The sequence below is a fragment of the Flavobacterium sp. UBA5153 genome, from assembly GCA_002413745.1.
In the GTDB taxonomy this organism is placed as follows: Bacteria; Bacteroidota; Bacteroidia; order Flavobacteriales; family Flavobacteriaceae; genus Flavobacterium.
Map to the genome: position 1 here is coordinate 20,448 of DHXP01000021.1, position 10,579 is coordinate 31,026.

11 protein-coding genes are annotated in these 10,579 nt (G+C 36.4%); 6 read left to right on the forward strand and 5 right to left on the reverse strand.

Annotated elements, in window-relative coordinates; translation table 11 throughout:
• Nucleotides 1-53 precede the first annotated feature (53 nt).
• The 3 genes from B2145_RS04665 to B2145_RS04675 are packed head-to-tail and all read left to right on the forward strand — an operon-like array spanning nucleotide 54 to nucleotide 2,392.
• Complete coding sequence (locus B2145_RS04665) at nucleotides 54-1,304, forward strand: dihydroorotase (RefSeq protein ID WP_291098914.1); 1,251 nt, start codon at nucleotides 54-56, stop codon at nucleotides 1,302-1,304.
• A 58-nt stretch (nucleotides 1,305-1,362) separates the two neighbouring features.
• Entirely contained in the window at nucleotides 1,363-1,692 is a 330-nt protein-coding gene (locus tag B2145_RS04670) for a hypothetical protein (protein ID WP_291098917.1), read from the forward strand.
• 4 nt (nucleotides 1,693-1,696) lie between these two features.
• Complete coding sequence (locus B2145_RS04675) at nucleotides 1,697-2,392, forward strand: alpha/beta hydrolase (protein WP_291098920.1); 696 nt, start codon at nucleotides 1,697-1,699, stop codon at nucleotides 2,390-2,392.
• 11 nt (nucleotides 2,393-2,403) lie between these two features.
• Here the strand turns inward: B2145_RS04675 and B2145_RS04680 are convergent, their stop codons facing one another.
• Together B2145_RS04680 and B2145_RS04685 are read right to left on the reverse strand one after the other, a co-directional pair.
• Complete coding sequence (locus tag B2145_RS04680; RefSeq protein WP_291098922.1) at nucleotides 2,404-2,904, reverse strand: hypothetical protein; 501 nt, start codon at nucleotides 2,902-2,904, stop codon at nucleotides 2,404-2,406.
• A 12-nt stretch (nucleotides 2,905-2,916) separates the two neighbouring features.
• Nucleotides 2,917-3,681: an MBL fold metallo-hydrolase gene (locus B2145_RS04685; RefSeq protein WP_291098925.1), complete on the reverse strand. Its 765-nt coding sequence runs from the start codon at nucleotides 3,679-3,681 to the stop codon at nucleotides 2,917-2,919.
• Nucleotides 3,682-3,785: 104 nt separating this feature from the next.
• On the opposite strand from B2145_RS04685, the gene B2145_RS04690 reads away from it, so the two are divergent.
• Nucleotides 3,786-5,246 carry a TonB-dependent receptor gene (locus tag B2145_RS04690; protein WP_291098928.1) on the forward strand — a complete coding sequence of 487 codons (1,461 nt, stop codon included), beginning with the start codon at nucleotides 3,786-3,788 and terminating at the stop codon, nucleotides 5,244-5,246.
• A 116-nt stretch (nucleotides 5,247-5,362) separates the two neighbouring features.
• Here the strand turns inward: B2145_RS04690 and bcp are convergent, their stop codons facing one another.
• Nucleotides 5,363-5,815, reverse strand: coding sequence for a thioredoxin-dependent thiol peroxidase (gene bcp / locus B2145_RS04695; RefSeq protein ID WP_291098930.1), 453 nt, complete (start codon nucleotides 5,813-5,815; stop codon nucleotides 5,363-5,365).
• Between the two features lie 67 nt (nucleotides 5,816-5,882).
• Here bcp and B2145_RS04700 point away from each other — a divergent pair, with 67 nt between their 5' ends.
• The gene (locus B2145_RS04700) at nucleotides 5,883-6,542 is read left to right on the forward strand and encodes an endonuclease III domain-containing protein (protein WP_291098933.1); all 660 of its coding nucleotides are present in this window, start codon (nucleotides 5,883-5,885) and stop codon (nucleotides 6,540-6,542) included.
• 16 nt (nucleotides 6,543-6,558) lie between these two features.
• Here B2145_RS04700 and B2145_RS04705 read toward each other — a convergent pair whose 3' ends face one another.
• Both B2145_RS04705 and B2145_RS04710 read right to left on the reverse strand, forming a co-directional pair.
• Nucleotides 6,559-6,702: a hypothetical protein gene (locus tag B2145_RS04705; RefSeq protein ID WP_291098936.1), complete on the reverse strand. Its 144-nt coding sequence runs from the start codon at nucleotides 6,700-6,702 to the stop codon at nucleotides 6,559-6,561.
• 56 nt (nucleotides 6,703-6,758) lie between these two features.
• Nucleotides 6,759-7,343, reverse strand: a complete 585-nt coding sequence (locus B2145_RS04710; protein ID WP_291098939.1) for an RNA polymerase sigma factor — start codon at nucleotides 7,341-7,343, stop codon at nucleotides 6,759-6,761.
• A 337-nt stretch (nucleotides 7,344-7,680) separates the two neighbouring features.
• Here B2145_RS04710 and uvrA point away from each other — a divergent pair, with 337 nt between their 5' ends.
• Complete coding sequence (gene uvrA, locus B2145_RS04715; protein WP_291098942.1) at nucleotides 7,681-10,488, forward strand: excinuclease ABC subunit UvrA; 2,808 nt, start codon at nucleotides 7,681-7,683, stop codon at nucleotides 10,486-10,488.
• Nucleotides 10,489-10,579 lie beyond the last annotated feature (91 nt).

Genomic DNA, 10,579 nt, shown 5'->3' on the forward strand with positions numbered 1-10,579 from the left:
AAATTTATCATGCGAATTCCATTTGACCATTAAAAAACAATAAAAAGCTACAAATGAAAATAATCATCCGGGAAGCAAAAATCATCGATTCAGAAAGTCCTTTTCACAACAAAACAGTTGATATTTTAATTGTTGATGGGATTATCAAAAAAATAGGAACATCACTTCCCAATTCAGAAAACTCAGACGAAATAAAACTCGACAACCTGCATCTTTCCCAAGGTTGGTTTGACAGCAGCGTTTCCCTTGGCGAACCCGGTTTTGAAGACCGCGAAACCATCACAAACGGATTGACTGTCGCGGCAAAAAACGGCTTTACCGCCATTGCTTTGCAACCCAACTCCTTCCCGATTATCGACAATCAATCCCAAATTAATTTTGTAAAAAACAAAGCCAACGGATTTGCCACGCAGCTTTTCCCGATTGGCGCTTTGACAAAAGGAAGTGAAGGCAAGGATATGACCGAATTATTTGATATGAAAAATGCGGGCGCTGTTGCTTTTGGAGATTACAACAAGAGTTTAGATAACGCCAATTTACTAAAAATAGCCTTGCAATATGTTCAGGATTTTGACGGATTGATTATTGCTTTTGCCCAAGATTCCAACATAAAAGGAAGCGGAGTTGCCAATGAAAGTGTTGTTTCAACAAAATTAGGAATGAAAGGAATTCCAAATCTGGCCGAAGAATTACAAATCGCCAGAAACTTATTTCTACTGGAATATACTGGTGGAAAATTGCACATTCCAACGATTTCAACAGCAAAATCAGTTCAACTAATTAAAGAAGCCAAAGCAAAAGGTTTGAACGTAACTTGCAGCGTTGCCGTGCATCATTTGGTTTTAACCGATGAAAAAATAGCAGGTTTCGACACGAGATACAAGGTTTCGCCTCCTCTCAGAACAGAAACTGACAGAAAAGCATTGATTGCAGGAATTCTGGACAATACAATCGACATGATTACGTCTGACCATAATCCTATTGATATTGAGCACAAAAAGATGGAATTTGATTTAGCCAAAGACGGAACGATTGGTTTGGAAAATGCTTTTGGAGCATTGTTGACCATGTTGCCTTTGGAAAAAGTGATTGAAAAACTGACTTTGGGAAAAACCACTTTTGGAATCGGAACGCAAACGATAAAAGAAGGTGAAAAGGCAAATATCACCTTATTCAATCCCGAAGGAAAAAGCATTTTTACAAAAGAAAATATCTTGTCAAAATCCAAAAATTCAGCATTTCTTGGAGTAGAGATGAAAGGAAAAGTATATGGAATTTATAATCAGGGAAAATTAGTTTTGTAATTAAAAAAGCGTAAAACCTCAAAGGTTTTCAAAACCTTTGAGGTTTAAATCGAAAAATATGGAGAACAACAGCATCGAAAAAGGAAAAACAGCCGCCATAACAAGCTATATTTTAATCATTGGTGTCTTCATTGCAATGTCGATGAATTCTGAAAACAAGAATTCATTTGCTTCCTTTCATATTCGTCAAGCACTCGGTTTATCCATCACTTTTATTTCTTTGGGATTAATCATCAGCAATTTTGACAACCCAATGATTTCCATTTCAATGTGGGTTTTCCTCTCTGTTCTGTGGACTTACGGAATTTTTAGTGCCATCAATGGGGAAACAAAACCGATTCCTTTATTGGGGAATTATTTCCAAAAATGGTTTGTAAATATAACGTAGGCAAATGAAATTATCACTCGAATATCTCATTAGAGAACCCAAAATAAAGTTGGACACAAACCCACTTTTGCTTTTACTTCACGGTTATGGCAGCAACGAGGAAGATTTATTTTCTTTTGCCAGCGAACTTCCCGATGAATATTATATTGTTTCCGCCCGTGCTCCCTACAATATGCAATACGGAAGTTATGCTTGGTATGCCATCAACTTTGATGCCGATCAAAATAAATTTTCGGACAATGAACAAGCAAGAATTTCAAGAGATTTGATAGCCCATTTTATTGACGAATTGATTAATAATTATCCTATTGACGCCACAAATGTGACATTAATCGGTTTTAGCCAAGGCACGATTTTAAGTTATGCCGTGGCGCTTTCGCATCCAGAAAAAGTGCAAAGAGTGGTGGCTATGAGTGGATATGTTAATCAGGAAATTCTTGAAGAAAATTATTTAAAAAATTCGTTTGCAAATCTAAAAATATTTGCTTCACACGGAACTGTCGACCAAGTAATTCCCGTGGAATGGGGACGAAAAGCAAAACCTTTTTTGGAAAATTTAGGTATCAACACGATTTATAAAGAATATCCAATTGGACACGGAGTTTCACCGCAAAACTTTTATGATTTCAAAAATTGGCTTATGCAGAAGTGGTCTTTAGTCGCAGTTTTCAGTCACAAAAATACTGCAAACTGCGACTGAATACTGAACACTTATTTCTGGTATATCAAAGATTGGATTGTCTCGAATGAAACCGTTTCATCATCATTGATGAAATACTTCAACAAAACTTCTCCCCAATATTCTCCGTCGCTAAAATCGGCAATAATCCAGCGGTGGTTTAATATTCTCACTTTATTGATGATGAATTTATTGGCACCAATTTGATCTTGTCCTATGTATGGATTTCCCTTGGGATTAGCATTCAAATCCATTAATTTTTCTGTCACAAAAGGGATTAACTTTCCGATTTGAATCGTTTTTGTTGCATTATCAGGATTGAAATAATTTTGGGCATTTTCGTTTTTTGCCAGAGAAAAATAATTGGCATCAGCCAGTTTATCAGTGATAGAATTCAAGCTGTCTTTCAATTTTGTCTCCGTTTTCACATATCTGTTTTGCTCAAAAGTTAGTTCCTTGCTGAAATACATATAGGTAAAAACATTCAAAAGTAGGACAAGAATAAAAAGATAAAGCAATAATGATTTTTTCATTTCTAAGTGATATTAAATAGTGATTTCCAAGTTGTCATACGCCAAATAAACGTTCTTCGGAAGTTTTTGTTGTACTTCTTCATGAAAACCCAGAATATGGCTAATGTGTGTAATATATGCTTTTTGAGGTTTTATCAAAGCTATAAAGTCCAGTGCTTCTTGTAAACTGAAATGTGTGGCATGAGGCTCTTCCCGCAAAGCGTTAACGACCAATACTTTTAAGTTTTTCAATTTTTTAATTTCGCTTTTCTCTACAGTTTTCACGTCGGTCAAATAAGCAAAATCATCAATTCTGTATCCAAAAACCTGAAGATTTCCATGCATCACGTTCACTGGAATTACCATTTTATTTCCGATAAAAAAAGGATGATTGTTGACCACTTCAATCGTTTTTACCGAAGGCGCGCCAGGATATCTATTTTCGATTTCAAAAATGTAATCAAATCGTTTTTTTAGATTCTCGATTACCCGTTGATGCGCATAAATTGGAATTTCACCTTGCTTGAAATTAAACGGACGAATATCATCCAATCCCGCAGTATGATCCGAATGTTCGTGGGTATATAAAATACCATCCACTTTTTGACAATTTGACACCAGCATTTGCTGTCTAAAGTCAGGGCCGCAATCGATTAAGTAAGAATGATTTTCCCAAGAAATCCAAACCGAAACCCGAAGCCTTTTGTCCTTTAAATCAGCACTTTGGCACACGGAATGATTGCTACCTATTACAGGTATTCCTTGTGAAGTGCCGGTTCCTAAAAAATATACATTCATCTAGCACGATTTTTGTTAATTATTTTACAAAAATAGGATTAATTATCTTTCACTAGAAACCTATTTAATTAACTTTGTAACAAATTAGCCCTATCTAAAATAATATGGATACCGAAATAAAACTGAAAGGTGACAAAGTCATCGAACAAATTCCTTCAATAAAAGACAAAGCACTTCGTATCAATTTGAACGAAAATATTTATGGAACTTTTGCTGAAATCGGTGCAGGACAGGAAACAGTTAGACATTTTTTTAGAGCTGGAGGTTCTTCCGGGACAATTGCAAAAGCAATGTCTGCCTATGACAAAGATTTTAGCGATGCCGTTTATGGCGTTGAAGAAGACGGTCGGTATGTAACCGAAAGTAGACTTAAAAAAATGCTTTCCCATGAAGAAGGATTAATAGAAAAACGATTAAGCAGAAAGAAACATCCCAATAAAATTTTCTTTACTTATGCCAATACCGTAGCCACCATTGACTTTGCCAAACAATTTAAAGGACATGGCTGGGTTGGTATCCGATATCAAATTGAACCTGACGAGGACTACAATGAAATCATAATCCACATTCGTTTTAAAGAAACCGATGTTCGATTACAACAAGAAACACTTGGCATCCTTGGAGTAAATTTGATTTATGGCGCTTATTATAAATATAATGATCCCAAAAGATTGTTGCGTTATTTATATGACCATTTAGATAAAGATCAACTAGAAATAGACACCATCAATTTCTCGGGACCCCGTTTCGCTGATGTTGACAATCGTTTAATGAGTTTACAATTGGTAAAAAATGGAATGACCGATGCCGTAATATTTGATCCCGAAGGCAAAAACATACTCCCGGCAGCCATATTATACAAAAAAAACATTCTTACTTTAAGAGGAAGTTTTCGCCCTGTGACAAAGGTTAACATGGATATGTATGAGGAATCATTAAAAATGTTTTTAGAAGAGCATAAAGTGGATCCCGAAAACACCTTGGTTATCTTTGAAATTACATTATCCAACTTACGTTCCGATGGCGAAATTGACGAAAGAGATTTTATGGATCGAGCAGAATTGCTTTGTTCACTCGGGCAAACAGTAATGATTTCCAATTTCCAGGAATATTATAGAGTTGTCGAATATTTTGCCAAATATACCAAGGCCAGAATGGGATTGGCAATGGGGGTAAACAATTTGGTCGACATTTTTGACGAAAAATACTATCGCCATTTAAGCGGAGGAATTCTGGAAGCTTTCGGAAAATTATTCTACCGTGACATGAAAGTGTACTTGTATCCAATGATAGACGAAAACGGTGAGATTATGAACTCCGAGACATTAAGAGTTCATCCACGAATGAAGGAATTATATAAATTTTTCAAATTCAACGGGAAAGTTGTTGACATTAAAAACTATAACCCTGAAAACTTGGAAGTATTCTCGCGTGAAGTATTAAAAATGATTAGTGACAATAAATCGGGTTGGGAATCCATGTTACCACTCGGTGTCGCCGAAATCATCAAGAGACACCGGCTTTTTGGATATACTCCAAGCAAAGTGCTGGAGAAAACTAATTAGTTTATAGATAAAAGACTTCAGATATAAGACAAAAGAGCCAAGAAAAAAATATTTTTTCCTGGCTCTTTTATTTTAAACCGGTGCTACACTATAGGATGATTATCGTGAATGAACCCTTATTTCAGTATCTGTGCGGAGTGAGCTTTGGTTTTTACATCGGAAATCACTTCATCGATGATTCCGGTTTCATCGATAACAAACGTGGTTCTGTGGATGCCGTCATATTCTCTTCCCATAAACTTTTTTGGCCCCCAAACTCCAAAAGCTTGAATCACGGATTTATCTTCATCGGCCAATAATGGAAACGGAAAATTGTATTTTTCCTTGAATTTGGCTTGGGCTTTTGCGGCATCGGCACTCACACCCAAAAGTTCGTAATTATTGGCTTGAAAACGTTCGAAATTATCTCTTAAATCACAAGCTTCTGCGGTGCAACCCGGAGTATTTGCTTTTGGATAAAAGAAAACCACCAACTTTTTCCCTTTATAATCAGCTAATTTATGCGAATTCCCGTCTTGATCAATTCCTGAAAAACTGGGTGCTTTATCGCCTTTTTTTAATGTTTTCATTTTTTGAGTTTAGAAGTTTAGGAGTTTAGAAGTTTAGTTATTAAATTGTACCCAAAATTAAACTAAAATGACCAAACCTGAACGTGTAACATTCGTTATAAATACGTTAAAAGAATTGTATCCTGAAATTCCGATCCCTTTAAATCACAAAGATCCTTATACCTTGTTGATTGCCGTTTTGCTCTCGGCACAATGTACTGATGTTCGCGTCAATCAAATAACACCCTTGCTTTTTGCCAAAGCTGACAATCCGTATGATATGATAAAAATGTCTGTAGAAGAGATAAAAGAGATCATTCGTCCTTGCGGCTTATCGCCAATGAAATCGAAAGGAATTTACGGTTTGTCACATATTTTAATTGACAAACACGGTGGAAAAGTGCCTCAAAGCTTTGAAAGTCTGGAAGAACTACCGGCCGTGGGTCATAAAACAGCAAGTGTCGTGATGTCGCAAGCTTTTGGTGTACCCGCTTTTCCCGTTGACACACACATTCACAGGTTGATGTATCGATGGAATTTGTCCAACGGGAAAAATGTGGTTCAAACCGAAAAAGATGCCAAACGCATTTTTCCGATGGAAATCTGGAACGATTTACACCTTCAGATGATTTGGTACGGACGTGAATATTCTCCAGCGAGAGGTTGGAATTTAGAGAAAGACATTATTACTAAAACAGTTGGAAGAAAAACTATTTTGGAAGATTCCCATAAAAAAACATCCCGATAATTATCGGGATGTTTTCCTAATTAGCCATAATTTCGAAACTCATTTTGTTAACTTTTATTATGCTTAACGCTTTTGAGTAATTCAATAAAAAAGAAACGGTTTCTTTTTTGGGTTTCATTGTATTAGTAACTAATGTTTTTTTAGAGTAAATTTTTGCCATATTGTAATAAAGTTTTTGTTTTTTTTTATTACAACGCAGTAATTTTCAATATATTGTCAATTCGTTAAAACAATTTGATGTTTATCGATTATTTTTCTCATATTCATTAAAGCATAACGCATTCTTCCCAATGCAGTATTAATGCTGACTCCTGTTATTTCGGATATTTCCTTGAAGCTCATGTCTTGATACATCCGCATTACCAATACTTCTTTTTGATCGGCTGGAAGTTCCTCAATTAATTTTTTTAAATCTATCTCAACTTGATCCTGAATAATTTGATTTTCTATCGTAAGAGAATCATCGGACATAATTGAAAAAATCGAAAATTCCTCTGTTTCCCTAAACATTGGCATTTTTTTATTTTTTCGATAATGATCAATAATCAAATTATGGGCAATACGCATTACCCAAGGCAAGAATTTTCCTTCTTCATTATAAGCCCTTGATTTTAAAGTTTTGATGACTTTAATAAAAGTATCTTGAAAAATATCATTCGAAATATCTCTATCGGAGATTTTTGAATATATAAAACCGAAGATTTTTGATTGATGCCTGTTGATCAATATTGTCAATGCGTTTTCGTCGCCTTCGACATAATTTTGCACCAGTAAAGCGTCTGGGAGTTGTATATTAGCCATAGTAATACTTTTTAGTTTTTAATAAAAATTTGGAGCAATTTCTCTAAAAAGTAGTTTTATAAAATAGGCTAATAGTTTTTGTAGTTAATTCTTTGTCAAATTTAACAAATTTTTATCCCAAGAAACAAGCAAAAACATTAAAATTAAGTTAAAAAGGAAATATCTTCAAGGAAACCGAATACTTTTTTACCAATAAAGCCGTTTTTATAAACCCAAAAACACGAATTTTTTTCAATTATAAAAATTGCAAAACAACTTAAGCAATAGAAATTTGTGATTCGTCCATTGGTAATTCTCATTTTAAAATTGATTACTTTTGTAAAAATTCGGTTTTCACATGCAAATTGACCTTTCTACACTAGATCCAAAGAAGAACATAATCATCAAAGGAGCGCAAGTACACAATCTAAAAAATGTGGATGTCGCGATTCCCAGAAATAAATTAGTGGTGATTACCGGACTTTCGGGTTCCGGAAAATCGAGCTTAGCTTTTGACACTTTGTATGCCGAAGGACAACGCCGTTATGTGGAAAGTTTATCTTCCTACGCCCGACAATTCCTTGGAAGACTAGACAAACCAAAAGTGGAATACATCAAGGGAATTGCACCTGCCATTGCCATTGAACAAAAAGTAAACACGACCAATGCGCGTTCCACCGTGGGAACTTCGACCGAGATTTACGATTATATCAAATTATTGTTTGCCAGAGTCGGGAGAACTTTTTCGCCTATTTCCGGAAAAGAAGTCAAAAAAAATACGGTTTCGGATGTTATTACTGATGTGAAAAAATTTGGAATTGACAGCAAATGGTTGCTCCTCGCCCCTATTCATCTCGAAAACGGAAGAGCTTTGGAAGATAAATTAAAAGCCTTGCTCAACCAAGGATTTTCCAGAATATTGGTCAATAACGAAACCGTTCGTTTGGACGACTTCTCGTCTCCGCTCGAAGTGACGGAAGGACATACTTTAGACAACAAAGACATTCTTCTCATTATTGACCGAATTGTAGTCAAGGACGAAGAGGAATTTTACAATCGCCTTTCGGATGCCGTGCAAACCGCCTTTTACGAAGGAAAAGGAATTTGCCATTTGCAGGAATTAAATACCCACAAACGCTATTCATACAGCAATAATTTTGAACTGGACGGCATCACCTTCTTGGAGCCAAACGTCCATTTATTCAGTTTCAACAATCCGTATGGCGCTTGTCCTATTTGCGAAGGCTATGGAAATATCATCGGGATTGACGAAGAATTGGTGATTCCCAACACTTCTTTGTCCGTGTATGAAAATGCCATTTTCCCTTGGCGTGGCGAAAGTATGGGCTGGTTTCGGGACGAATTGGTAAACAATGCTTACAAGTTTGATTTTCCTATTCACAAACCGTTTTTTGAACTTTCCGATGAACAAAAAGAGTTGGTTTGGAAAGGAAACAGCTATTTTCAAGGTTTGAATCGTTTCTTCAAGGAATTGGAAGAAAAAAATTATAAAATCCAAAATCGGGTGATGCTTTCCCGTTATCGTGGAAAAACCAAATGTCATTCCTGCAAAGGAAAACGCTTGCGAATCGAAGCTTCTTACGTGAAAATCAATTCCAAAACGGTTTCTGATTTGGTCGATTTACCTATCAAACATTTGGTCACTTTTTTCAAAAACATCGATTTGGATGTCTATGAAAAACAAATTGCCAAACGATTATTATTAGAAATCAACAACCGATTGTCGTTTTTGACCGAAGTTGGTTTAGATTATTTAACTTTAAATAGAAATTCGGCTACACTTTCCGGTGGCGAATCGCAACGCATCAATTTGGCAACTTCGCTGGGAAGTAGTTTGGTGGGTTCGATGTATATTTTGGACGAACCAAGCATTGGTTTGCATCCAAAAGACACCGAACGCTTGATCAAAGTATTGCAGTCTTTGCGTGATTTAGGCAACACTGTTATCGTGGTCGAACACGATGAAGACATTATGAAAGCTGCCGATATGATTATCGATATTGGCCCCGAAGCAGGAACTTTTGGCGGCGAATTAGTCGCCCAAGGAACTTTCGACGAAATCTTGAAATCGACTTCATTGACAGCGAAATATTTGAATGGTGAACTAGAAATAAAAACACCTCGCATTCGCAGAAAATGGAACAACTACATTGAAATTCTTGGCGCAAGAGAAAACAATTTACAAAATATAGACGTCAAATTTCCTCTGGAATGCCTGACCGTGATTACAGGCGTTTCCGGAAGTGGAAAAAGCACCTTGGTCAAAAAAATCCTGTTTCCGGCAATGCAAAAAAAGCTGGATGGTATTGGCGAAAAAGCCGGACAATTCACCGAAATGCGTGGTTATTATCACAAAATCCAACACATCGAATACGTGGATCAAAACCCGATTGGGCGAAGTTCTCGTTCGAATCCCGTGACGTATATCAAAGCGTATGACGATATTCGGGAATTGTTTGCCAAAGAAAAACTGTCGAAAATTAGAGGTTATCAAGCCAAGCATTTTTCATTCAACGTCGATGGCGGAAGATGCGAAACCTGTAAAGGTGAAGGTACAATCAATGTCGAAATGGTTTTTATGGCCGATGTGCAATTGCATTGTGAAACCTGCAACGGCAAACGATTTAAGAAAGAAGTTTTGGAAGTCACTTTCGACGGAAAAAACATTCACGATATCCTGACAATGACAATCGATGATGCGATTGCTTTTTTTGCAGCCAATAAACAAACTAAAATCACCCAGAAATTGCAACCGTTGCAAGATGTTGGTTTAGGTTATGTGCAATTAGGACAATCCTCCTCTACGCTTTCGGGTGGTGAAGCACAGCGCATCAAACTGGCTTCCTTCCTGGTCAAAGGTGCTACCAAGGAAAAAGCGCTTTTTGTATTTGACGAACCCACAACGGGATTGCATTTTCACGACATCAAGAAACTCTTGGCTTCGTTTGATGCCTTAATAGACAAAGGACATTCGGTATTGGTGATTGAACACAATTTGGATTTGATAAAATGTGCCGACTGGATCATTGATTTGGGTCCCGAAGGTGGCGAAAATGGTGGACAATTACTCGCCGAAGGAACTCCCGAAGAAATCGTGAAAATGAAAAAATCGATCACTGGGAAGTATTTGAAGGAGAAGTTATAATTCAGCATTTCTAAGAGCGCATTAATGTTGTCCTAATACCGCTAGTTATTTCAAATTAGTCCAATAAAAAATTGAACTAAATGAAATATAC